This is a genomic window from Hyphomicrobium sp., assembly GCF_009026145.1.
In the GTDB taxonomy this organism is placed as follows: domain Bacteria; phylum Pseudomonadota; class Alphaproteobacteria; order Rhizobiales; family Hyphomicrobiaceae; genus Hyphomicrobium_A.
Window position 1 is genome coordinate 15,883 of sequence record NZ_WBUE01000028.1, and the last position, 24,044, is coordinate 39,926.

Genomic DNA, 24,044 nt, shown 5'->3' on the forward strand with positions numbered 1-24,044 from the left:
GTTCGCTTCAGGTATTGAAGATGACGACGTTGTCGCCACCAAGCGCGGCGATGAAGAGGTGCGCCTTGCGGGCAAGCCCCAGGGCGAGCGCGGTCGGTGCCGACACGGTGACGAGCGCGCCGATCCCGTACGTCGCCGATTTCTGCACCAGCTCGAAGCTGCAGCGGCTGGTCATGAGCACGAAGCCGCCGGCGAGGTCAGTGCCCGCCTCGGCCAGCGCGCCGATGAGCTTGTCGAGCGCGTTGTGGCGGCCGACGTCCTCACGCACGTGCACGATGTCGCCAGCGAGGCTCACCCAGGCCGCGCCGTGCACCGTGTGATTGAAACGGCTCATGGTCTGCCGCTGGGGCAGCTCGGCGGCGGCTTTGAGGATCGCCTGCGCGGATGGGCGCACGGTGTGCGGCACCGGCTCGCTGACACGCACGACGTCGGCGATGTTCTCGACCCCGCACAGGCCGCAGCCGGAGCGGCCCTCCAGCGAGCGGCGCGGCATGCGTGCCTCGGCCAGTGCTTCCTCGTCGATGGCGACGTCGACGAGGAAGCCGTTCTCGACGGGCATCGCGATCACGCCGAGGATGTCGGAGCGGTGCGGAACGATGCCTTCGGCGAGCGCAAACCCGATGCCGAAGTCGGTGAGATTGGCCGGCGTCGCCATCATGACCGTGTAGGGCTCGGAGTTGATCTGCAACGCTACTGCCACTTCATCGGGGAGCTGCCAGGTGACGGTCGAGCGTCGGCCGCCGGCGTCGACGCTGGTGCCTTCGGCGGGCACCGAGCAAAGCGCAGTCCCCGCGTCCACGACGTCTGCGGTATTGGTCATGGCGGTCATCGCGAGCCGATCATCGAGAATACCGCTAGCAGGTAACACGGCGCGCGAGTTCCATACAACCTCAGGACGCTCGTGCGCCCGCCGTTACTCTGCGGCAACCAGCGTCTTCTCGGCGATGCGCTTATTCTCGCGCTCGCGCTCCTCCCACTCGTCCTGCCACGCGGAAGGCTGGTTGGACGGCGTCACCTGCACCGCCGTCACCTTGTACTCGGGGCAGTTGGTGGCCCAGTCCGAGTTCTCGGTGGTGATGACGTTGGCGCCAGAGACCGGGAAGTGGAACGTCGAGTAGACGACGCCCGGCGGCACGCGGTCGGTGACCTTGACGCGCATGGTGGTGCCGCCGACGCGGCTCGTCAGCGAGGCCATGGTGCCGTCCTTGATGCCGCGCACCTCCGCGTCGCTCGGGTGCATTTCGAGGATGTCCTCCTGGTACCAGACGACGTTGTCGGTGCGCCGCGTCTGGGCGCCGACGTTGTACTGGCTGAGGATGCGGCCCGTCGTCAGAATGAGCGGGAAGTTGCGGTTCGAGCGCTCGGGCGTTGCTACGAACTCGGTGAGCATGAACCGCCCCTTGCCGCGCGTGAACTCCTCGGTATGCATGATAGGCGTGCCTTCCGGCGCCTCGTCGTCGCACGGCCACTGCACGCTGCCCAGCTCGTCGAGCTTCTTGAACGAGATGTTCTTGAAGGTCGGCGTAACAGACGCGATCTCGTCCATGATCGCCGCCGCAGAAGTGTACATCATGGGGTAGCCCATGGCGGTGGCGAGCCGGCAGACGATCTCCCACTCGGCCATGCCCTGCTTCTCGCGCATCACCGGACGTACGCGGTTCACGCGCCGCTCGGCGTTGGTGAAGGTGCCGTCCTTCTCCAGGAACGAGGTGCCGGGGAGGAACACGTGCGCGAAGGCCGCCGTCTCGTTGAGGAACAGGTCCTGCACCACGAGAATCTCCAGCGACTCGAGCGCGTGCGTGACGTGGTTGGTGTTGGGGTCGGACTGCGCGATATCCTCACCGTGCACGAAGAGGCCCTTGAAGGTGCCGCCCGAGGCTTCGTCGAACATGTTCGGAATGCGCAGGCCCGGCTCCGGATCGAGCTTTACCTTCCACTCCTTCTCGAACAGCTTGCGTGTGGCCTCGTTGGACACGTGGCGGTAGCCGGGGAACTCGTGCGGGAACGAACCCATGTCGCACGAGCCCTGCACGTTGTTCTGGCCGCGCAGCGGGTTCACGCCGACGCCCTCGTGCCCGATGTTGCCGGTGACCATGGCGAGGTTGGCCATGGCCATGACGGTGGTCGAGCCCTGGCTGTGCTCGGTGACGCCGAGGCCGTAGTAGATGGCCGCGTTGCCGCCGGTGGCAAACAGCCGGGCGGCGGCGCGGATCTGCTCGGCCGGCACGCCGGTGATCGGCTCCATGGCCTCCGGGGAGTGCTTCGGGTCCTTGATGAACTTCTCCCAGCGGGCGAAGTCTTCCTTGTCGCAGCGCGCGGCGATGAAGCTGCGGTCGGTCAGCCCCTCGGTCACGATGACGTGGGTCAGAGCATTGAGCACGGCGACGTTGGTGCTCGGACGCAGCTGCAGATGATAGTCGGCTTCGATGTGCGGGCTCTTCACGAGGTCGATGCGGCGCGGATCGACGACGATCAGCCGGGCCCCCTCGCGCAGGCGCTTCTTCATGCGCGAGGCGAACACCGGATGGCCATCGGTCGGGTTGGCGCCGACGACCATGATCACGTCCGACTTGTCGACGCTCTTGAAGTCCTGCGTGCCGGCCGATTCGCCGAACGTCTGCTTCAAGCCGTAGCCGGTTGGCGAGTGGCAAACGCGGGCGCAGGTGTCGACGTTGTTGTTGCCGAAGGCGGCGCGCACCATGCGCTGCACGACATAGACTTCCTCGTTGGTGGTGCGCGAGGAGGTGATGCCGCCGATCGAGCCGCGGCCGTACTTGGCCTGCACCGCCTTGAAGCGGTCGGCGGCGAACTTGATCGCCTCGTCCCAGGACACCACGCGCCACGGATCGGTGATCTTCTCGCGGATCATCGGGTCGAGCACGCGGTCCTTGTGCGTGGCATAGCCGAAGGCGAAGCGGCCCTTAACGCAACTGTGGCCCTCGTTGGCGCCGCCGTCCTTGTAGGGGACCATGCGCACGACGCGCTCGCCCTGCATCTCGGCCTTGAACGAGCAGCCAACGCCGCAATAGGCGCAGGTGGTGACGACGCTGTGCTCGGGCTGGCCGTGCTCGACGACCGACTTCTCGATCAGGGTCGCGGTGGGGCAGGCCTGCACGCAGGCGCCGCACGACACGCACTCGGACTGCAGGAAGTCGTCGTCCATGCTGGCGGCGACGTGCGAGGCGAAGCCGCGGCCGTCGATGGTCAGCGCGAACGTGCCCTGCACCTCCTCGCAGGCGCGCACGCAGCGCGAGCAGACGATGCACTTCGACGGCTCGAACTGGAAGTAGGGGTTCGACCTGTCCTTCGGCTGCCACAGCGGGTTGGCTTCGCCGTTCTGGCGCGCGAATACGTGGTTTTCGCCTTCATAGCCGTAGCGCACCTCGCGCAGGCCGACGGCGCCGGCCATGTCCTGCAGCTCACAGTCGCCGTTGGCGGCACAGGTGAGGCAGTCGAGCGGGTGGTCGGAGATGTAGAGCTCCATCACGCCCTTGCGGATGCGGGCGAGACGGTCGTTCTGCGTCGTGACCTTGATGCCGGGAGCGACGGGCGTGGTGCACGAGGCCGGGGTGCCTTTGCGGCCCTCGATCTCGACCAGACACAAGCGGCAGGAGCCGAACGGATCGAGGCTGTCGGTGGCGCACAGCTTCGGCACCATGATGCCGAGGTCGGCAGCGGCGCGCATGATCGACGTGCCTTCCGGCACCGTCACCTCGCGCCCGTCGATCTCCAGCGTCACCGTCTTGTTGTTGACGGCATGCACCGCCGGCGTGCCGTAGTCCTTCTCCTTGATGAGCGTCAGGGTCTCGGTTTCGCCCGTCATGGCGTTGCCTCGCATTTTGTTCATTCGGCCGCCTCGGCCCGCACCGGGCGGTGAAAATCTTCAGGGAAGTGACGCAGCGCGCTCATCACCGGCATGGGAGTCAACCCGCCCATGGCGCACAAAGATCCGTCGGTCATGGTGTTGCAGAGATCCTCGAGGACCTCGACGTTCTGCTCGCGGTCGATGCCGGTGATGATGCGGTCGATGGTCTCGACACCGCGCACCGAGCCGATGCGGCAGGGCGTGCATTTTCCGCACGACTCGATGGCGCAGAACTCCATGGCGAAGCGCGCCATCTGCGCCATGTCCACCGTGTCGTCGAACACGACGATACCGCCGTGGCCAACCATGGCGTCGACTTTGGCGAATGCCTCGTAGTCCATTTCGGTATCGAGCTTGTCGTTGGGCAGATAGGCGCCGAGCGGGCCGCCGAACTGCACGGCGCGCAGCGGGCGTCCCGACAGCGTGCCGCCGCCGAAGTCCTCGATGAGCTCGCGTGCGGTGACGCCGAACGCTTTCTCGACCAAGCCGCCCTGCTTGATGTTGCCGGCGAGCTGAAAAGCGAGCGTGCCGCGCGATCTGCCGACGCCGAAATCGCGGTAGAATTCGCCGCCCTTGGCGAGAATGATGGGTACCGAGGCGAGGCTCAGCACGTTGTTGATGACCGTCGGTTTGCCGAACAGGCCCTCGAGCGCCGGCAGCGGCGGCTTGTAGCGCACCAGCCCGCGACGTCCCTCGAGGCTTTCCAGCATCGAGGTTTCCTCGCCGCAGATGTAGGCGCCGGCGCCCATGCGCACGTAGAGCTCGAAATCGTGCGGCGAGCCCTGAATGGTGCGCCCCAGCCAGTTGGCGCTGGTGGCGATGCGGATCGCCTCGCGCAGCGTGGCCACCGCATGCGGGTACTCGGAGCGGACGTAGATGTAGCCCTTGGTGGCGCCGACGGCGATGCCGGCGATGGTCATGCCCTCGATGAGGCAGTAGGGATCGCCTTCCATCAGCATGCGGTCGGCGAAGGTGCCGCTGTCGCCCTCGTCGGCGTTGCAGCAGATGTACTTCTGATCGGCCTTGGCGTCGTGGACCGTCTTCCACTTGATGCCGGTGGGGAAGCCGGCGCCGCCGCGCCCGCGCAAGCCAGAGGTCGTCACCTCGCTGACGATGTCTAGCGGCGCCATGGTGAGCGCATTGGTGAGGCCCTCGAAGCCCCCGTTAGCGACATAGTCGTCGATCGATAGCGGATCGGTGAGGCCGCAGCGCGCGAACGTCAGCCGCTCCTGGTTCTTGAAGTAGGGAATTTCTTCTGTGAGGCCATGCGAGAGCTTGTGCTTCTCGCCCTTGAGGAGATTGGCCTTGAAAAGGCCAGGGACATCCGCGGGTTTGACAGGGCCGTAAGCGATGCGGCCGTTCGCCGTTTCGACCTCGACCAGCGGCTCCAGCCACAGCATGCCGCGCGAGCCGTTGCGGACGATTTCCACCTTGGCGTTGCGCTTCTTGGCCTCGGCGGCGATCGCTTTGGCGACGGCATCGGCGCCCATTGACAGCGCGGCCGCATCGCGAGGGACGAAGACCTTCGTCATGCGCCGGCTCCGCGATCGAGATCAGATATGATGCTGTCGAAGCGCTCCTTGTCGACGCAGCCATAGAGCTCGCCGTCGATCATCATGGCCGGCGACAGGGCGCAGTTGCCGAGGCAGTAAACTGCTTCGAGGCTGAACTGCCCGTCGGCGGTGGTCTCGCCGAACTTCACGCGCAGCTTCTCCTCGGCGTGGCGACAGAGGTTCTGGGTGTGCATGGCCTGGCAGGCCTCGGCGCGGCAAATCTTGATGGTGTGGCGCCCGCCCGGGGTGCGGCGGAACTCATGATAGAAAGTCAGAACGCCGTAGACCTCCGCGCGCGACCGGTTGAGGGCGTTGGCGATGACCGGGAGCGTTTCCTCGGGCACGTAGCCCAGCTCGTGCTGCAGATCATGGAAGATCTCCAGGAGCTCATCGGGACGATTGCCGCGCGCCTCGCAGATGGCGCGCGCACGCGCCTCGCTTCCGGCGGGTACTTGGGTGATGATATCTTGAAGTGGTTTTGACATTTACGTGTGCCTCGGCGGCCTCAGCTGGGGCAAACCGTCTTCTCTCAACTTGCGTACGGCGGATCAAATAGGCCCTTTCAATGTGCCAATTGAGCGGGCCAATGCTGCATCGCACAATGAAGGAGCCGGATTACGCGTCGACGCGCTCGTCGAACGTCACCGGCGTCAACAAGGCGGCGGTCTCACGGAGCGCCTCGATGAGCGGCGACAGCGGATCGCGAGCGGCAACCACCAGTCCGACGCTGTGCTCCACCGTCGGGGCGTCGAGAGGAATGGCCTTCACTCCCGACATGCTTCCCAGCACGTCAGATATGTATTGGGGCATGATGCTTGCTAGCCCCATCAGCCGCACATTCGAACACAAATTGATGACGGAATTTGTCTCCAGTCGCGGACTCGGATGGCATTTCGCCGTTTCAAAGGCGCGATCGATTATGCGCCGGTTCTGCATATTGGGGGTCAAGAGGCACAGCGGCTCGTCGGCGGCCTCCTGCCATGTCACCGAGGCGCGGTTGGCGAGCGGGTGCGTTTCGGGAACGAACAGGCAGTAGCGCTCGACATAGAGCGGTGTGGCCAGCAGGCCGTCGATCGGCTCATTGTCGAGATAAGTTATGCCGACGTCGATCGAGAAATCGGCCAGCGCGCGCAGAATCTCCTCCGAGCTCTGCGACAGCACGGTGAAGTCGATGCCGGGATGAATGACGCGGATCTTCTTGGTAAGCAGAGGGATCATGGGCAGCGCGGAAGGTATGCCTCCCAGCACCAGCCTGCCCGAAAGACCGCTGTCGTGATCCTTGAGGTGTCCCAGCTCCTCCTGCATCGACTGCCAGTTCTTGAGGATTACGTGCGCCCACTTGAGCACGCGCTCGCCTTCGGGAGTCAGCCCGCGGTAGCGCTGTCCGCGTTCGACGATAGGCACCTCGAGCTCGAGCTCGAGCTGGCGGATGCGCCCCGAGAGGGTCGGCTGGGTGACGTTGCAGGCGGCCGCGGCCCGCGTGAAGTGCTTCTCGCGGGCGAGCGCGGCGAGGTACTGGAGTTGTCGGATGTCCATCGTGCCCCTCCCGAGGCAGCGGCCGTCGCTCTTGTGGGACAGCGCGCTTTAAGAAGTCCAGGCCGCCGCGTCCTGAGCCAGCCTCGCCGATGCCACGATCATCGATCCAACGTGGGCGAAAGGCAATCTGGACGCGGGTTTCTCCGCTGCTTTCAAACGCCGATTTGGCGCCATGTTATTGCCTTGGAGCGCTTTAATATTTCACCTTGAACGAAGCGGACACCGCCGCGGCATCGACCGTGCGGGAGCGGGGCAGAGCTCTCCTCGGGCGTCCCGACTTCGTCGGCGGAGCAGGCCAAGACCATATGGTCGTAAAAAAGCCTGCGAGCAACTCAGGGTGGGTGAGACTCGACAAGTCCCCCATGTGCTAAATCAGCAGGCGAACCTTCGGGTCGCCTCGTAGCCGGCCGCTGCGGTCGGGGGGTACAGCGTATGAACGCATACGAAAGCGCGCGCCTTTTGGTCATGCTGGCGGCAACGGGCCTCGTCTCGTCAGCCGGAGCCATGGAGTTGAGCCAGTCTTCCGCTCCCGCCTCGGCAGAGGCACCCGGGTTCTCCCTGCCTGCATTCCTCGATGGGGCGCGCCTGCCCGATCTGCAGGAAGCATGGCGTGCCCACTTTGGCTTCGCCGGCGAGCCAACCGCCGCTCCGTCAGTCGAGCCGGCTGCCGCCCCCGCCGCTCCGACGGACGATGCCAACTTGGAGGCGGCGCGCCAGACGCTCAGCCGCGCCGAGCAGCTCGACCGCGAGGCTGCCGCCGTCCGCGAGCGCGCCGAGGAGCTGAGCCGCCGCTTCGGTGCCGATGCCAGCGACACCGCCCCTTCGAACTCGCCAGCGTCCGCTGCTCCGGCCGAAACGGCTTCGATCGGCAGCAGCAACGCGGCCGATGCGGCGGCGCCGGTCACCGAGCAGGTGCTGGCACCGGCTGGCGACGAAGCCGCCATGGTTGATCAAGCTCCGGTTCCGGCGAATCCGGTAGCCAAGGCGTCCGCGGCAACCGACGATGCGCCGGTCATCGAGGACATGGCGACAAAGCCGGCAAAGCGCGCCAAGAGCGAGCCTGCGCCGGCGGGTCGAGCTGTGCAGAGCGCGGCTCGTAAGGCGGCACCAGTTGTCAGTGATTTCTTGAATGTGGATCCGGCAGCTCCCAAGCCCGAGGCCGATCCGATGATGCCGACGGAATTGCGCGCCTTCGGCTGGAACGCGCAACCTTAAGACCAGCTAGGCGGCACGCAACAAAAAAAAGCCGCCCGCTGGGTGCAGCGGGCGGCTTCGTTTTGCGCCGAGCGAGCGCGGATCACATATCCATGCCGCCCATGCCGCCGTGGCCATGCGCATGGCCGTGTCCGTTGTCCTTCTTCGGCGCCTCGCCGATCGCCGCCTCGGTGGTGACCATGAGGCCGGCGACCGAAGCCGCATCCTGCAGCGCCACGCGCACGACCTTGGCCGGATCGATGATGCCTTTCTCCAGCATGTCGCCGTACTCGTCGTTCTGCGCGTCGTACCCGAACGCCTGGCCGCGCGCCTCGAGCACCTTGCCGACTACGATCGAGCCCTCGACGCCGGCGTTGTCGGCGATCTGGCGGATCGGCGCCTGCAGTGCCTTCTTGACGATGGCGATGCCGGCTTCCTGATCGGCGTTGTCTCCCTTGACGTTGATGGCGTTGCCGGCCTTGAGCAGCATCACGCCGCCGCCGGGAACGACACCTTCCTCGACCGCGGCGCGGGTCGCATTGAGCGCGTCGTCGACGCGGTCCTTGCGCTCCTTCACCTCGACCTCGGTGGCGCCGCCGACGCGGATCACCGCGACGCCGCCAGCCAGCTTGGCCAGCCGCTCCTGCAGCTTCTCACGGTCGTAGTCGGAAGTGGTCTCCTCGATCTGCGCCTTGATCTGGCTTACGCGCGCCTCGATATCCTTCTTCTTGCCAGAGCCGTCGACGATCGTCGTGTCGTCCTTGCTGATCGACACGCGCTTGGCGCGGCCCAGCATGTCGAGCGTCACGTTCTCGAGCTTGATGCCGAGGTCCTCGGAGATCGTCTGGCCGCCGGTGAGGACGGCGATGTCCTCCAGCATGGCCTTGCGGCGGTCGCCGAAGCCGGGAGCCTTGACGGCCGCGACCTTGAGGCCGCCGCGAAGCTTGTTGACGACCAGCGTCGCCAGTGCCTCGCCCTCGACCTCCTCGGCGATGATGAGCAGAGGACGCCCCGACTGCACGACTGCCTCGAGCACGGGGAGCAGCTGCTGCAGGTTCGACAGCTTCTTCTCGTGGATGAGGATGTAGGGGTCTTCGAGCTCGGCCACCATCTTCTCGGCGTTGGTTACGAAGTAGGGCGAGAGGTAGCCGCGGTCGAACTGCATGCCTTCGACGACCTCGAGCTCGGTATCGAGGCTCTTGGCTTCCTCGACCGTGATGACGCCCTCGTTGCCGACTTTCTGCATGGCCTCGGCGATCATCTCGCCGATCGCCTTCTCGCCGTTCGCCGAGATGGTGCCGACCTGGGCGATCTCGTTCGAGTTCTTCACCTTCTTAGAGCGCTTGGCGATCTCCTCGACGACCTGGCCGACCGCCTTGTCGATGCCGCGGCGCAGATCCATGGGGTTCATGCCGGCAGCGACGGCCTTGAGACCCTCGCGCACGATGGCCTGAGCCAGGACCGTGGCCGTCGTCGTGCCGTCGCCGGCGAGATCGTTGGTCTTCTGGGCCACCTCGCGCACCATCTGGGCGCCCATGTTCTCGAACTTGTCCTCGAGCTCGATCTCCTTGGCGACGGTGACGCCGTCCTTGGTCGTGCGCGGGGCGCCGAACGACTTCTCGATCACGACGTTGCGGCCCTTGGGCCCGAGCGTGACCTTCACGGCGTTGGCGAGGGTATCGACGCCGCGCAAAAGGCGCTCGCGGGCGTCAATGGAAAAGCGGACTTCCTTGGCAGCCATCAATGGGTTCCTTGATGTTGATCGCTCGAGGCGAGCGAATGGCGAATAGGGAGTAACGAATAGGGAAAACGCGGGGATGGGCGGAGCGGCGAGCTGCGAGCGCGATCTATTCGCTATTCGCTACCCGCTCTTTCGCTTACTTCTCCAGGACGCCCATCACGTCGCTCTCCTTCATGATAAGCAGCTCCTGTCCGTCGATCTTCACCTCGGTGCCGCTCCACTTGCCGAACAGAACCTTGTCGCCCTTCTTCAGCTCGATCGCGATCAGCTTGCCACTCTCGTCGCGGCTGCCTGGGCCGACGGCCACAACCTCGCCCTGCTGCGGCTTCTCGGCGGCCGTGTCGGGGATGATGATGCCGCCGGACGTCTTGGTCTCGCTGTCGACGCGCTTGACGACGACGCGGTCATGCAAAGGACGGAACTTCATGGGAAATATCGCTCCAGATGGCGGGCTCGGCCGTGCGTGGCCGGTGTCTGTCGATGAGATGCGCTGGCACTATCCCGCTGAGAGTGCCAATCGCGCCGAGGTGATACGCGCGCCCGGGGGCGGCTGTCAAGGAACGCGCTGCCCGGCCGAGACGCGTGTTTGCCATACCGGCAACATGGCGAACGAGGCGTTAATTTCAACGGCGCCCGGCGCGCTTATGGGCAATGGCCGTGATTGAGCCGAGCCCATCGACCTTCTCCCGCATGGAGGCCTGGCCGCGCTTGCGCCAGGCTATCCAGACCACGATCGCGGCCTGCATCTCTTACTTGATCGCCGATGCCGCCGGCCTGCCGCAGGGCTTCTGGGCGGTGATGACGGCGATTCTTGTCACCCAGGCCAACGTCGGCGCTTCGCTTGGACTTGCCGCCGATCGGCTGATGGGAAGCATGTTGGGCGTGGTGGTCGGCGGTGGGGTGGCACTGGCGCTGGCCGACATGCACGAGCTCAAATTTGCCGGCCTTGCCGTAACGGTGCTGGTGCTCGCCTTCTTCGCGGCCCGGCGCCCGGCGCTACGCATTGCTTGCGTTACAGCCGCGATCGTGATCCTCGGTGATCCGCAACTTGGTCCACCGATCGCCTCGGCCGAAAACCGCATGCTCGAGGTGGCCATCGGCACCGTCGTCGCCATTGCCACGACGTTGATCGTGTTCCCCTCGCGCGCTGGGCCCGCGTTTGCCGAGCACGTGACGCGCACGCTGGAGCCATTGTTCGAGGTACTGCGCGAAGTGCTCGCCGCTGGGCTCGGGCAATCGCATGATGCGGTCGCCATCGGTGCGCAGGCCGCGCGCGTCAGAGCTGCCTTCGCTGCCGGTGACACCTTGGCCCGTGAAGCGCGGCTGGAGGTTGCCGGCTTTCTCGCCGATTCCCCAGATCCCGAGGCGATGCTGCGCGCGCTACGCCGCCTGTGGCATACGGAAATCATGTTGCTGCGCGCCGTCTCGCAACCCTTGCCGGAACGGGCCGTGACGAAGTTGGGACCCGCCATCGAGGCATTGCGCGGCGCTATCGACGGTGTGGCGAAGCAGCTGGGGGAGCCGGCGACGGCATACGCCGCCCCTGATTTATCGGCGGTCGAGATTGCACTTGCCGCCATCGAGCAGCAAATGGAGGAGATGCGGGCGCATGGCGAAACGCGCAAGCTCTCCATGGACGAAGTCATCCGGCTGATGGCCTTCGACTTCGCGCTCGGGCAACTGCGCTTGAACCTCCGCGATCTCGCCGAGCGGGCGCCGGAACTCGCCGCCTTCGCCGGCTCGACCTATCCGTTGTTGCGCCGGCTGCAGGGCCTTACGGCAAGATGGACGTAGCCTCAGACCATTTTGCCGATGACTTTCTGCATCTCGGCGAACGAGAAGGCGCGTAACGTCTCGGAGCGAACATAGCCGCGGGAGGCGACACTCAGCATGAGTGCCGTGGAACTCTCGTCGTCCGGCGCCTCGCACAGGACGACGATGTCGTGGCGCCCGAGCGTCCAGTACATGTCCTTGACCGTTACACCACTTTTCTTGGCCATCTCCTTGAAGGCCTCCGCCCGCGCGATCGTCTCCTTGACGTTGCGGATGCCCTGTTCGGTGAAGCTGGCGAGGACAACGAAAGTGGCCATGGGATCCTCCTTCGCGGGTCTCCCTCTCGATACGCCCCTCTGTCATCGATACGGCTGCAGCGCGTGGGTGTCTACAGCCCGATATCCGCCGGCTGCAGATCAGTCGGCTTGTCAGCAGCCACGCCTGGCGACGCCGGCGGCATCGAACAGCTGCCCGGTCAAGGTGCGGCCGGGACGCGAGGCGAGATAGAGCGCCAGAGCGGCAATATCTGTCTCGTTGGCGAGGTTGGCACCCGAATCCTGCAGTGTCGCGGACGGTCCGACGGCGTTGACGCGGATGCCTTGCGGAGCCCATCGCTCGGCCTCGCCGCGCGTTACCGCGGCGAGCGCTGAGCGGACGACGCCGGCGAGCGCGGCCTCGGCCGCCGTCCGCGGTGCCGGCATGGTCACGACGTTGAGCACGAGGCCTTCGTTGAGCGTCAGACGCATGCGGTTGGCCACGATGCGCGTGACGTGCACGGGAAGCATCAGCTTCTCGGAAACCAGATCCTCCACGTCGCTGACGCTTGCGCGGCCGGCAATGTCGCAGGCCCCAATGGGGATGAGATTAATGACGACATCGAGGCCGCCGAATGCCTGCGCGGCGGCTTTGGCAAAGCGGATCGACGATTCGGAATCGCGGCAGGCGTCGGTGAACAGCTTCACCTCGCTGGCGGTCTCGGCGAGCATTGTGGTGACGGCGTCGAGCTCGGGAGAGGCGGCGGTGGCATGCACCACGAGGCGGCCATGGTGATCGGCAAATTTGCGCGCCACGTCCACGCCACATAGCGGCGAAAGGCCCGTGATCAGCACGCGCACGCCGGCAAGCTCACCATAGTATGACGCACTCGGATTGCGACCCATCACCGTCATCAGCATGAGCTTTCCCTTCATTCTACGCCGGGACAGCAAGGGAACGCCCCCGACACAACTGATACCACGTCGATTCGACTAACGAGTCCTAAACAGCGCCCCGAATCCGGTCGGCTGGAGGCCGGCCTGCGGCGCGACTGAGGCGCGACATGGCAATCCCCGGGCGCTTGCGAAGTTCCCGCCGCGACAGCGGTGCTGTGGACGAATCGGTATGCGCCGCACGCCAGCCGAGGTTTTGCGCCTGGCGCCACGCGCCGGACACGAATCGGCGCGCTGTTGAGAAAGCTGGTGAAAGTGGCCGTGCCGTCATTGCGCGGCGGGGGTGCGGGCGAAAAGCTCGGTTGGATCAACGAATCGGCAAGGGGGCGTCGTCACTCTTCCATGGCGAGCATCGAAAACAGCGAGCACGGTATGCCGAAGCACAGAGGCATGGCCGATCTCATCGTCAAGGGGGCCATCGCGCTGGTCACGGCGGCCTTCTTCATCGGCGCATATCTGCAATTCCAGGTGTCGTTCTGGCTGGCGCTCATCGCCGCGCTGTCGGTGTACATCATGCTGGTCATGGTGCACGCACTGATGCGGCGCTCGGAGCGCGAGACGGAGCTCGTCACCGAGGTCACGCGGCTCGAGGACGAGGTCTCACGACTGAAGACCGCTGGGCCACCTGCAGTTGGTGCGAGGCCGGCGCGCGCCCCGACATTCGTTCCGCCGGCCGTCAAGGCGCCACCGGCGCCAGCGGCGGGCCAATTATCGATGCCGCCGGTGCCGTCTGCGGCCGCGCCTGCTCCGGCGATGCCGCCGCTCGCATCCAAGCCACCGCGCATCTTCCGCCAGGAGCGGGCAACGTCGGTTTCCGAGCGCGCGCCGCGCTTGACGGCGCATCGACCGGGCGCGCCTGGGCTCGAGCCGCAGCGTCCGGAGCCGCAGCTTTCCGTGCCCCAGCTTTCGATGCCGACACCGCCTCCCGCGGCGCCAGCGCCCGCGCTGCGCGCCGACGTTCCCCCAGTGCCGACGTTGCCCGATTGGTCGGCGCCAGCCGCCGCTCCCGCTGCTCCGAGCCATCAGGCGCACGATTATTGGCCGAGCCGCCAGGCGAAGCCGACGCTGCCCGAAGGCCCTCGCGTCGAGCTGCCGCCGCTCGCCGCCGACCGCGAGACCGATCTGGATGCCGTGCACGGGATGATCAAGCGTCTCGCCGACGAGGTTGACCTCGGGGCCGAGCCGACGCTCGAAGGTCTGCCGCCGCAGCGGCAGGAGAGCGTGCTGCGCGCCTCGCTCAACGCATTGCAGACAACCGCCAACGCCATGCGGGCCTCGAAAACGAAGGGTGCGCTGCCGTCCACATCGAGCGCACCTCGAGCCGGCGCCCCCATGCCGCCGCCAATCATGCCGTCGCACTCACGGCTTGCCTCGCTTGCCGAGGCGGTGGCGGCCGGCCGCATCGATGTGGCGCTGTCGCCCATCGTCGGACTCGCCGACCATCAGGTGCACTACTACGAGGTGGTGGCTTCGCCTTGCGATGAACGCGGCACGCCGCTGTCCGCGACGACGCGCGATCCGCAGCTCGCCTTGGCGGGGTTGTTGCCACTGCTGGACGGCGCCCGCCTGCGTCAGGCGGCACGCGTCGCCGGCACGCTGGCCGACGAGGGGCGCGGGACCCGCCTGTTCGTACCGGTGACCGCGGTCTCGCTCGCCAACGATAGCTTCCTCGACGAGATGGCCGACGCCTATCGCGATCGGGAGTCGCTGGCAGGCGAGCTGGTGCTGACCTTCGCCCAGGCGGACATCCGCACCTTCGGCGGCTCGGAATGGAGCGCACTGACCGATATGCGCGATCTCGGTTTCCGTTTCGGTGTCGAGGACGTCACCGACTTTGACTACGAGTTCACGGCATTGTGTGCCGCGGGCTTTGCCTTCGTGAAGCTCGATGCGGCGACGCTGCTCTCCGGGCTGGCGGCACCGAGCGGCGTCATGCCGGCCATCGAGGTGTGCCGCAACCTGAGCGAGTTGGGGTTGACGCTGATCGTCGGCAGTATCGATGACGAGGCCCTGCGCGACAAGGTTCTCGAGGCCGGCGTGCCGCTGGGGCAGGGGGCGCTTTATGGCGCGCCTATCTCCGTCGCGGGGGGCGGTTACGTCGCCGCCGGTGACGCAGCCGCTTGAGATTTGCGCGGGCGGCAGCTAGGCAGTCGCCATGCCGCCCGCATCTCTCTCCGCTCCCGCCATTCCGCTCGTTAGCTCGATCGCCCCGCTCGCCGAAGGGACGCGAGCTTGGCTGCTCGATATCTGGGGCGTGGTGCACAATGGCGTGAGGCCATTTGCCGACGCCAGCGCCGCATGTGCACGCTATCGCGCCATGGGCGGTATCGTCGTGCTCGTCTCCAACTCGCCGCGACCCTGCGACAGCGTTGCCACTCAGCTCGACGGCATCGGCGTGCCGCGCGACGGCTGGGACGCGATCGTCACCTCGGGCGACGTGGCACGTACGCTGATTGGCCATTATGCGGGGCGGCCGATTCTTCATATCGGCCCCGAGCGCGACCTCGCCACGTTCACCGGCCTTGGAATCGTGCGCGTCCCAGCCGATGCGGCCGAAGCGGTTGTCTGCACCGGCCTATTCGACGACGAGCGTGAGACGCCCGACGACTACGTGGCGATGCTTGCAGCATGCCGCGCGCGCGAGCTGCCGATGATTTGCGCCAATCCCGACGTCATGGTCGAGCGCGGCGGTCGCATGATCTACTGCGCCGGTGCCATCGCCCGCGCCTACGAGGCGCTGGGTGGTAAGGTCGAATACGCCGGCAAGCCGTATCTGCCGATCTATGAACTGACTTTCGAGACGCTGGAGAAGCTAAAAGCCGGCAGTGCGGACAAGGCCGGGCTGCTGGCCATCGGCGATGGGGTCGGCACCGACATCGCCGGGGCAGCCGCCGCAGATGTGCGATCGGTGTTCGTCGCCAGCGGTGTGCATGTCAAAGGCGGCCTCGACGCCAAGGCGATCGAGGCCCTATTTCCGCCCGGCGCCCCGCGCCCCATTGCGGCAATGCCCAAGCTCGCCTGGTAACCAGTGCACCCTCGCTTGACGGCGCGGGCCGGCAGGCCGATCTATCGACGATGCCCAACAAGGACATGCGCGAAGCTTCGCCGGCCACGCCGACGCCTGAGATCCTGCCGTCGCCCGCCACCGATGCGGTGGGTGGCAGTGGTCCGGATGTGATCGCGCGCTACCTGAAGCTGCTACCGTCCTCGCCCGGCGTCTATCGCATGCTCGATGCCGAAGGCAACGTCATTTACGTCGGCAAGGCGCGCAGCTTGAAGGCGCGCGTGTCGAACTACGCGCGCCTCGGCGGCCACACCAACCGCATCGCGCGCATGATCGCTTCGACCGCCGGCATGGAGTTCGTCTCGGTGCGCACCGAGGCGGAGGCGCTGCTGCTGGAAGCCAACCTCATCAAGCGCTTCCGCCCGCGCTTCAACGTGCTGATGCGCGACGACAAGTCGTTCCCCTACATCCTCATCGCCCGCGATACGCCGGCGCCGCAGATCATGAAGCACCGCGGCGCGCGCACCCGCAAAGGCGACTACTTCGGGCCGTTCGCCTCGGCCGGTGCCGTCAACCGCACCATCAACATGCTGGAGCGAGCGTTCTTGCTGCGCTCATGCTCCGACAGCGTCTACGAGAGCCGCACGCGGCCGTGCCTGCTCTACCAGATCAAGCGCTGCTCGGCGCCGTGCACGGGCGAGATCGCGTTCGACGACTATGGGCGCCTCGTCGACGAGGCAGTGCGCTTCCTGCGCGGCGAGAGCCAGAACGTGCGCCGCATGTATCAGAAGCTGATGGAGGAGGCTTCCTCACGGCTCGAGTTCGAGCGCGCGGCGCGCTTCCGTGATCGGCTGTCGGCCTTGGCGCACGTGACGGCCGATCAGGCGATCAACCCGGAGGGCATCGAGGAGGCCGACGTCTTCGCCGCCGCGCAGGAGGGTGGCCAGACGTGCATCGAGGTCTTCTTCTTCCGTACCGGCCAGAACTGGGGCAACCGCGCCTACTTCCCGAAGGCTGACCGCGCGCTCCCCGTCGAGGAGGTGCTCGATAGCTTCGTCGCCCAGTTCTACGACGATAAGCCTGTGCCCCGCCTCATCCTCCTCTCGCACGACGTGCCGAACCGGGAGCTCTTGGCCGAGGCGCTGTGCATGAAGGCCGAGCGCAAGGTCGAGATCCGTGTCCCGCAGCGCGGCACCAAGTCGGGCATCGTCGAGCATGCGCTCAACAATGCGCGCGAGGCGCTAGGGCGCAAGCTGGCGGAAGGCTCGTCGCAGCGGCGCCTGCTGGAAGGTCTCGCCGAGCGCTTTGGGCTGACGACCGTCCCGCGCCGCATCGAGGTGTTCGACAATAGCCACATCCAGGGCGCCAACGCGGTCGGCGCGATGATCGTCGCCGGCCGCGACGGCTTCGCCAAAGGCCAGTACCGCAAGTTCAACATCAAGTCGGAGAACCTGACGCCCGGCGACGACTACGCGATGATGCGCGAGGTGCTGACGCGGCGCTTCCGCCGCCTGGTGATGGCCGATATTCCCTCTCCCCGCGCGCGTCACGCTGAAAGCGTGCCTTCGGCACGACGAGAGGGTCAGGGTGTGGGGCAGCCACTTGCACCGAGCGCGGCTCCGCCACGACCCGCAGCACAAGCTTCTGCCCCTCACCCCAACCCTCTCCCCATCGAAGACGCTGGGGAGAGGGAGGAGTGGGACGACGACATCATTCCGGACCGGCCGGACCTCGTCCTGATCGACGGCGGCGCCGGCCAGCTCGCGGTGGCCCGCGAGGTGCTGGCCGATCTCGGCCTGCATGACATCTGCCTCATCGGGGTCGCCAAAGGTCCTGACCGCGACGCGGGCCGCGAGCATTTCCACTTGGCCGGGCGTGATCGTCCGATGATGCTCGAGCCGCGCGATCCCGTTCTCTACTTCGTGCAGCGGCTGCGGGACGAGGCGCACCGCTTCGCCATCGGCTCGCACCGCACACGCCGCGCCATGGCGATGAGCGTCAGCCCGCTCGACGAGATCGAGGGCATCGGTCCTCGCCGCCGCCGCGCCCTGATGAGCTACTTCGGCTCGGCCAAGGCTGTCTCGCGCGCCGGCGTCGAAGACCTGAAGGCGGTCGACGGCATCTCGGCCGAGATGGCGCAGCGCATTTACGACCACTTCCACGAGCGGCGCAGTTGAACATTGGCCCGCGCACACGCGATCGCGACCGGGATGCAGGATCCCGGCCACGTGCGCTCATTGGACGCGACGAAGCCCGCTTAGACAGGCGGGGCGGCAGCCGGCGGCATCGCGATCGCCGCAAGCCAGTAGACCCACGCCACGTAGAATATGGCGAAGAACACTGCCGTCAGCACCGCTCCGATAAAGCGGTTGCCGAACGCGATGGCATTGCCAACGATAGCTGCGAGGAAAGCAATTCCCGAGTAGATGGCGACGGTTGTCCAGTCGACGGTCGCCAAGTCGAACGGCAGTTGAGGCATGCGAACGACTCCCCCAAAGATCCCATCTGTGTGGGTTGTTTAGATGTCCTCTTGCGCGCGCAGTCTCCGCCAACGGGCTCGCAGATGCAAGGCCGCGCAGGCAAGCCATTGTGCGCAGTAGCACTCTCTAGACTTTTGTTGTGACGGAAAGATTGCGCTCCCCGCGTCAGACGACGCCGTGGGCATGGAACCAGGCCAGCATGCGCGCCCAGCCATCTTTCGCCGCCTCCGGCCGGAAGCTTGGGCGGTAGTCGGCGTTGAAGGCGTGCGGCGTGTCCGGATAGACGATGAACTCGCACTCCCTTGTTGCGGCCTTGCAGGCGGCGCGCATGCGCTCGACGGTGTCGACCGGGATGCCCTGGTCGGCGCCGCCATAAAGGCCGAGTACCGGCGCCCTGAGTTCGGCGACGACATCGATGGGGTGGCGCGGCGTATTGGCGGAGGCATCTCCGACGAGCTTGCCATACCAGGCGACGCCAGCTTTGAGCTCCGAGCTGTGTGCGGCGTAGAGCCAAACGATGCGGCCACCCCAGCAAAAGCCGGCAATGCCGAGTTTTGAGGCATCGCCGTGCCCCGAGTTCTTGGCGTAGGCGACGGTAGCATCGAGATCGGACATGACCTGCGCGTCCGGCACCTTGGAGACGACCTCGGCGATGATCTTCTGGATATCGGTCTGATCGGCGACGCTGCCCTGGCGCACGTAGAGTTCCGGTGCGATGGCCATGTAGCCCTGCTTGGCGAGGCGGCGGCAGAGATCGCGGATGTGCTCGTGCACGCCGAAGATTTCCTGCACGACGATGACTACGGGAAACGTTCCAGGTTTCGCCGGCATGGCGCGATAGGCGGGCACATCGCGGTCGGCCGCGGGGATGCCGACCACGCCGGCTTCGAGACCCTCGCTGTTCGTATGCACCACGGTTTGCGCCGCAACGGGATGCACGGCGGCAGCGAACCCCACCGAGAGGCTCGCAGCGAGCATTTCACGCCGGTCCACATCCAGCTTTGCTCGCAGGCTGCGACGATCATTCTCGAAACCGTCCATGCCTTTACTCCTGAGGAAGCGTTGCAGGGGGAAATAGGCAACCGCACCTTCATGGCTCGGGGTTAGAATGCAATCCGCATTTTCGCCGCGCTCGTTGTCGAAGCTGAACGGCAGGGGAACACGCATAGCTTCTTGGCTGTTACCGTCCTTGCAGGTGAGCATGGGGTCTATCGCGTCTGTCGACAAAACGCTGAGCTGTGTCTCCTCGTGGATGACCTCCATGGCATTTGCGGGCATCATGGCGCTGACGTTCTTGCCTGCCCGCGCAGTGACGCCCGCGCCTGTCGCAACGGCCGTGCCGGCCCGGCCAGCAGTGGCTCCCACACCCCCGCTGCAGGGTGCACAATCATCGATCGCCAACCCCGCGCCTGGCGCTTCGCCATCGGCTGCCCCGGCAACGCCTGCCGCTGCAGCCGTAAGCCCGGGCACTGGGGGTGCACCTTCGGCGGCAACGACGCCCCCAGCTCCACCTCCCGACGTATGGACGCCGGAGGAATCGGCCGCCGGGTTGCGCCAGTGCGTCCAGCTGCTGGCGCCCGTCGCGGCCGATGTCGCGATGGAAGAACCGATGAAGCGCGGTCAGTGCGGCACGCCGGCGCCGCTAGCACTGCGGAGCGTCGGCGGCACTGAGAAGGTCGAGTTCAGTCCGCCTCCAACGATGAACTGCCGCCTTGCCGCGTCGCTGAGCGAATGGGTCGACAAGGTTCTGCAGCCGGCCGCGCAGGAGGCTCTCGGCACACGCATCAAACGCATCATCGGCGCATCGTCGTACTCGTGCCGCAACATCTACAATAACCCCAAGCTGTCGCTGAGCGAGCACGCGACGGGCAATGCCATCGACATCGCCGGTTTCGTCACCGCCGACGGCCGTACTATCACCGTAGCCAAGGCCTGGGGGCCGACCGAGCGCGACATCGTCGCGGCCAAGAGGAAGGCCGTCGAGAAGCTCTTGGCCGAGAAGGCGCGCGCCAAGTCGAAATCGGGCGAACCCGCCGCCACGACGCCGACGCCTTCGATCGAGGCAGCCGGCAAAAAGGCCGAGGCCAAGCAGAAGGGTCGGGTGGAGAAGGTCGACTTCAAGCAAGGGGACCGCAATAAGGAGGCTGACAAGACCGCGGCTGAGGCCAGCGTCGACCTCAAGCCCGCGGCGACCAAAGAGGCGGCATTCCTGAAGCGCCTGCACGGAGGTTCGTGCTCGGTGTTCGCGACCGTACTGGGGCCCGAGGCAAATGAGGCCCACCGCGACCATTTCCACCTCGATATGAAGGTCCGCCGCAGCAGCAGCGGCGTATGCCACTAAGCCCTTCCGGCGCTAATCAGCCCACCGTCTACGTGCGCCATTGACGGACCATCGGCCGGATGGTGTACCAAAGGCGCATGGAACAAGCTGCCGCCTCCCGCGCCCTGCCGATGAGCCTGCCGAACGTGCTGACGTACGTTCGCATTGCCGCAGTGCCGGCGCTCGTCGCCTGCCTGTTCTTCCTGCAGGGCGACGTGGCGCGCTGGTCGGCCTTCTCGCTGTTCGTGTTCGCCGGCGTCACCGATTGGCTCGACGGCTATCTGGCGCGCATCTGGGAGCAGCAGTCTACCCTCGGGCGCATGCTCGATCCTATCGCCGACAAACTGCTCGTCGGCGCGGTGCTGATGATGCTGGTGCACGACAGCACCATCAGCGGCTGGGCGATCTGGGCGGCGATCATAATCCTGTGTCGCGAAATCCTCGTCTCCGGCCTGCGCGAGTTTCTCGCCGAGCTCAACGTGAAGATCCACGTCACGCAGCTCGCTAAATGGAAGACGACGATGCAGATGATCGCACTTGGCGTGCTGCTGGCGGGCCCCGCCGCCGAGAAGATCGTGCCCGGCATCATGACTGGCGGCCTCGTCATTTTGTGGATCGCGGCACTGCTGACGCTGTGGACCGGCTACGATTATCTGAAGGCTGGCATCGTGCATGCCATGGAGCGTTAGGCGCACATGGGTGAGGAGCAAATGGGTGCAGACGCGAAACGGCGCGTGCGGCTTCTCTATTTCGCCTGGGTGCGCGAGAAGGTCGGCTGCGCGGCCGAGGACGTTGAGCTGCCGGGAAGCGTAGCGACCGTCGCCGATCTTGTCGGCTGGCTCAAACAGCGCGGTCCGCAATACGGCGAAGCGTTCGCGCGCCCCCAAGTCGTGCGTGCGGCTCTCGATAAGGTGCACGTGAAGCCGTCGGCGACCCTGGGCGCAGCGCGCGAGATTGCCTTCTTCCCGCCGGTTACAGGAGGCTGAGACCGTGGCCGTACGCGTGCAGCGTGAAGACTTCGACGTCGCCGCGGAAACGGACAAGCTGATCGGCGGGCGCACCGATGTCGGCGCCATCGTCACGTTTACGGGGCGCGTGCGCGGCAGCGACGATGGCCGGCAGATCGCCGCCCTGACGCTCGAGCACTATCCCGACATGACCGAGGCCGAGCTGGCACGCATCGAGGCCGAGGCGCAGGCGCGCTGGGCGCTGCAGGCTTCGCTTATCGTGCACCGCGTCGGCGAATTGACAGCCGGCGACAACATCGTGCTCGTCATCACAGCGGCTGCACACCGGGAAGCGGCGTTCGAAGCCGCCGGATTTCTCATGGATTATCTGAAGACGCGGGCGCCGTTCTGGAAGAAAGAAACGACGCCGTCGGGCGAAAGCGCTTGGGTCGAGGCCCGCGCGGAGGACGAAAGTGCAGCGAAGCGCTGGCGCTAGTTGATGATTTCGCCGGCCTGCATGCGCAACCCGTTAGCGAAGTCTTAAGGGTTTCGGAGCGATAACCCTAACAATGCCTGAAGGCGGACCGCAAAACGCCATCATTCCAGGCAACCTTGACTGTCCCACCACTTGGAATTGTACCGCGTAGACGGGGGTCAGACGTCATGGTTCACGGCACTCCGTGGCGCGTTTGCCGCGGGATACTCCTCGCGTTTACTCTGCTCTGCGCGCACAGTCCGCTGCAGGCTCAAAGCCTTTTCGACGGCGCCGAGAACCTGCTCAAGCAGGCAGATAGTCTCTTCACGGGCTCCCAGACTGCAGCGGGTCCGAGCGCCGCCGCACCCACCACCCAGCAACGTACGCGCTTCGTCGTCGGCTTGCCAAAAACGACCGAGTTCGAGGTGTTCTCGTTGAGCAATCCGAACCGGGTCGTCGTGCAGGTGAGCGAGACCAAGCTGCGGCTGCCTGAGCAACCCAAGTCGGCCCCCGTTGGTCTCATCAAATCCTTCCAAGCGGGCCTTGCCGGAACAGATCGCTCGCGCATCATCATTTACGTCACCGAGCCCGTCATCGTCTCGAGTGCACGCATCGAGAAAGCCGCGGACGGCCGCAATCAGCACCTCGTCGTCGAGATTGCTGCATTTGTTCCGGTGACCGCCAGCATCTCGTCGCCGGTGAAGCAACAGGTCGCGGCGACGCCTTCGATGTCGCCGCCTCCGTTCGCACTGGGTGCTGCAGGACTGCAGCCGCCGCTGCCGCGACCGGCCGTATCGCCGGACGTGCTCGCGCAGCGCGCCTTCAAGCCGGTCATCGTCATCGATCCGGGGCACGGCGGCCATGACTCGGGTGCCATGAAGAACGGCGCCGTCGAGAAGGAGATCACGCTCGCCTTCAGCAAGATCCTCGCCAAGAAGCTCAACGCCACGGGCCGCTACAAGGTGATGATGACGCGCGATGAGGACGTCTTCATTCCGCTCGGCGACCGCGTCGCCTTCGGCGAGAAGCACAACGCCAACCTGTTCATCGCCGTGCATTGCGATTACGCCGACACCGGCAGCACGGCAAGCGGCGCCACCATCTACTCGCTGCGTGATTCCGTTGCTGACAGCCTGCGCCGCTCGACGCGTGACGACGTGGCGAGCAGCGTTCTATCGAAGAACGAAGTGGAGAAGGTGAAGCGAGCGGGCGGCAGCGATGACGTCAGTCTCGTCAAGGACATCCTGGCCGATCTCGCCGAGCGCGAGGTGGATGCTACGCACGACCGGACGGGCGTATTCGCGAAGACGGTGATCGAGACCATGGGCGCCAGCACCGCCATGCGCAACAAGCCCGATCAGCAGGCTTCGTTCCGTGTCCTCAAGACGGCGCAGTTTCCCTCGGTGCTCATCGAGCTGGCCTACGTCACCAACAAGCAGGATGCAGCCAACCTTCAGTCGGATGCCTGGCGCGACAAGGTTACGGACTCGATCATGAGCGCCGTCGACAACTATTTCTCAAACCAGGTTGCGCAGCTCCCCATGTGAAGCTGCCGAGCGCTTCCCAAAACATTTGAGGCCGGTCCCGCCGGACCGGCCTCTTCTTTTTGTGGCCAACTTGGGTCGCACACCCGCGTCGGCTAAGCCCCCGTCAAGTCATACTCGGAGGACGCATCTGTTTTTGGCGCCAGAGCAGAATCCGAAACCATTCGAGTTCAAGCCGAAGCGAATGAGCGACGCGCGAACAAGAAGATACGGTGTGTGGGACCTTCTCATGATGAAGGCGCTTCAGCATTTGCCACTCCATCTTCAAGTGTATGCCGCAGTCTCGGCCAGCGACCCGGAACGCAACTGCCGACGTACGCGACGCGCCAGCGCACCGGCCGGGATGGGCGCGGCGACTGAACAGCGGTCGTCGGGGATTGCAGGAGATTACGGCGGTCGCGGAC

General features: G+C 65.8%; 21 protein-coding genes. 10 read left to right on the plus strand and 11 right to left on the minus strand.

Features of this window, described 5'->3' with window-relative positions:
• Nucleotides 1–7: 7 nt before the first annotated feature.
• The 5 genes from fdhD to F9K20_RS17540 all read right to left on the minus strand — a co-directional run bounded on the left by fdhD (nt 8) and on the right by F9K20_RS17540 (nt 6,954).
• Nucleotides 8–820: a formate dehydrogenase accessory sulfurtransferase FdhD gene (gene fdhD / locus F9K20_RS17520; protein WP_291004840.1), complete on the minus strand. Its 813-nt coding sequence runs from the start codon at nt 818–820 to the stop codon at nt 8–10.
• Between the two features lie 93 nt (nt 821–913).
• Nucleotides 914–3,802: a formate dehydrogenase subunit alpha gene (fdhF, locus tag F9K20_RS17525; RefSeq protein ID WP_291004925.1), complete on the minus strand. Its 2,889-nt coding sequence runs from the start codon at nt 3,800–3,802 to the stop codon at nt 914–916.
• 41 nt (nt 3,803–3,843) lie between these two features.
• Nucleotides 3,844–5,397 (minus strand): NADH-quinone oxidoreductase subunit NuoF, encoded by a 1,554-nt coding sequence (locus F9K20_RS17530; RefSeq protein ID WP_291004843.1) that lies wholly within the window; start codon nt 5,395–5,397, stop codon nt 3,844–3,846.
• Entirely contained in the window at nt 5,394–5,903 is a 510-nt protein-coding gene (locus F9K20_RS17535; RefSeq protein ID WP_291004844.1) for a formate dehydrogenase subunit gamma, read from the minus strand. Before F9K20_RS17535 ends, F9K20_RS17530 begins: the two co-directional genes overlap by 4 nt.
• Nucleotides 5,904–6,033: 130 nt before the next feature.
• The gene (locus tag F9K20_RS17540; protein WP_291004851.1) at nt 6,034–6,954 is read right to left on the minus strand and encodes a LysR family transcriptional regulator; all 921 of its coding nucleotides are present in this window, start codon (nt 6,952–6,954) and stop codon (nt 6,034–6,036) included.
• Between the two features lie 432 nt (nt 6,955–7,386).
• Between F9K20_RS17540 and F9K20_RS17545 the strand changes: the two genes are divergently transcribed.
• The gene (locus F9K20_RS17545) at nt 7,387–8,169 is read left to right on the plus strand and encodes a hypothetical protein (RefSeq protein WP_291004854.1); all 783 of its coding nucleotides are present in this window, start codon (nt 7,387–7,389) and stop codon (nt 8,167–8,169) included.
• Between the two features lie 82 nt (nt 8,170–8,251).
• Here the strand turns inward: F9K20_RS17545 and groL are convergent, their stop codons facing one another.
• Nucleotides 8,252–9,889, minus strand: a complete 1,638-nt coding sequence (groL, locus tag F9K20_RS17550) for a chaperonin GroEL (protein ID WP_291004857.1) — start codon at nt 9,887–9,889, stop codon at nt 8,252–8,254.
• 136 nt (nt 9,890–10,025) lie between these two features.
• Complete coding sequence (locus tag F9K20_RS17555) at nt 10,026–10,316, minus strand: co-chaperone GroES (protein WP_291004860.1); 291 nt, start codon at nt 10,314–10,316, stop codon at nt 10,026–10,028.
• Nucleotides 10,317–10,540: 224 nt separating this feature from the next.
• On the opposite strand from F9K20_RS17555, the gene F9K20_RS17560 reads away from it, so the two are divergent.
• Nucleotides 10,541–11,683: an FUSC family protein gene (locus F9K20_RS17560; RefSeq protein ID WP_291004863.1), complete on the plus strand. Its 1,143-nt coding sequence runs from the start codon at nt 10,541–10,543 to the stop codon at nt 11,681–11,683.
• Nucleotides 11,684–11,685: 2 nt separating this feature from the next.
• Here F9K20_RS17560 and F9K20_RS17565 read toward each other — a convergent pair whose 3' ends face one another.
• Together F9K20_RS17565 and F9K20_RS17570 are read right to left on the minus strand one after the other, a co-directional pair.
• On the minus strand, nt 11,686–11,979 hold the full coding sequence (locus tag F9K20_RS17565; RefSeq protein WP_291004866.1) for a GYD domain-containing protein: 294 nt from the start codon (nt 11,977–11,979) through the stop codon (nt 11,686–11,688).
• Between the two features lie 111 nt (nt 11,980–12,090).
• Entirely contained in the window at nt 12,091–12,852 is a 762-nt protein-coding gene (locus F9K20_RS17570) for an SDR family oxidoreductase (protein WP_291004868.1), read from the minus strand.
• Nucleotides 12,853–13,242: 390 nt separating this feature from the next.
• On the opposite strand from F9K20_RS17570, the gene F9K20_RS17575 reads away from it, so the two are divergent.
• From F9K20_RS17575 to uvrC, 3 genes are read left to right on the plus strand one after another with little or no spacing between them, the layout of a single operon-like run.
• A complete protein-coding gene (locus F9K20_RS17575; protein WP_291004870.1) occupies nt 13,243–14,994 on the plus strand; it encodes an EAL domain-containing protein in 1,752 nt (583 codons plus the stop codon).
• Nucleotides 14,995–15,025: 31 nt separating this feature from the next.
• Nucleotides 15,026–15,895 carry a TIGR01459 family HAD-type hydrolase gene (locus F9K20_RS17580; RefSeq protein WP_291004873.1) on the plus strand — a complete coding sequence of 290 codons (870 nt, stop codon included), beginning with the start codon at nt 15,026–15,028 and terminating at the stop codon, nt 15,893–15,895.
• A gap of 50 nt (nt 15,896–15,945) precedes the next feature.
• Nucleotides 15,946–18,051: an excinuclease ABC subunit UvrC gene (gene uvrC, locus F9K20_RS17585; RefSeq protein ID WP_291004876.1), complete on the plus strand. Its 2,106-nt coding sequence runs from the start codon at nt 15,946–15,948 to the stop codon at nt 18,049–18,051.
• 80 nt (nt 18,052–18,131) lie between these two features.
• Here the strand turns inward: uvrC and F9K20_RS17590 are convergent, their stop codons facing one another.
• Nucleotides 18,132–18,353, minus strand: coding sequence for a hypothetical protein (locus F9K20_RS17590; RefSeq protein ID WP_291004879.1), 222 nt, complete (start codon nt 18,351–18,353; stop codon nt 18,132–18,134).
• A 166-nt stretch (nt 18,354–18,519) separates the two neighbouring features.
• Nucleotides 18,520–19,395, minus strand: a complete 876-nt coding sequence (locus F9K20_RS17595; protein WP_367115874.1) for a dienelactone hydrolase family protein — start codon at nt 19,393–19,395, stop codon at nt 18,520–18,522.
• 220 nt (nt 19,396–19,615) lie between these two features.
• Here F9K20_RS17595 and F9K20_RS17600 point away from each other — a divergent pair, with 220 nt between their 5' ends.
• The 5 genes from F9K20_RS17600 to F9K20_RS17620 all read left to right on the plus strand — a co-directional run bounded on the left by F9K20_RS17600 (nt 19,616) and on the right by F9K20_RS17620 (nt 23,643).
• Nucleotides 19,616–20,695: an extensin family protein gene (locus tag F9K20_RS17600; protein WP_291004883.1), complete on the plus strand. Its 1,080-nt coding sequence runs from the start codon at nt 19,616–19,618 to the stop codon at nt 20,693–20,695.
• A gap of 77 nt (nt 20,696–20,772) precedes the next feature.
• The gene (gene pgsA, locus F9K20_RS17605) at nt 20,773–21,363 is read left to right on the plus strand and encodes a CDP-diacylglycerol--glycerol-3-phosphate 3-phosphatidyltransferase (protein WP_291004886.1); all 591 of its coding nucleotides are present in this window, start codon (nt 20,773–20,775) and stop codon (nt 21,361–21,363) included.
• Between the two features lie 45 nt (nt 21,364–21,408).
• Complete coding sequence (gene moaD / locus F9K20_RS17610) at nt 21,409–21,660, plus strand: molybdopterin converting factor subunit 1 (protein WP_291004928.1); 252 nt, start codon at nt 21,409–21,411, stop codon at nt 21,658–21,660.
• A 4-nt stretch (nt 21,661–21,664) separates the two neighbouring features.
• The gene (gene moaE, locus F9K20_RS17615) at nt 21,665–22,117 is read left to right on the plus strand and encodes a molybdopterin synthase catalytic subunit MoaE (RefSeq protein WP_291004889.1); all 453 of its coding nucleotides are present in this window, start codon (nt 21,665–21,667) and stop codon (nt 22,115–22,117) included.
• A gap of 167 nt (nt 22,118–22,284) precedes the next feature.
• Entirely contained in the window at nt 22,285–23,643 is a 1,359-nt protein-coding gene (locus tag F9K20_RS17620; RefSeq protein WP_291004892.1) for an N-acetylmuramoyl-L-alanine amidase, read from the plus strand.
• The last annotated feature ends 401 nt before the right edge of the window (nt 23,644–24,044 follow it).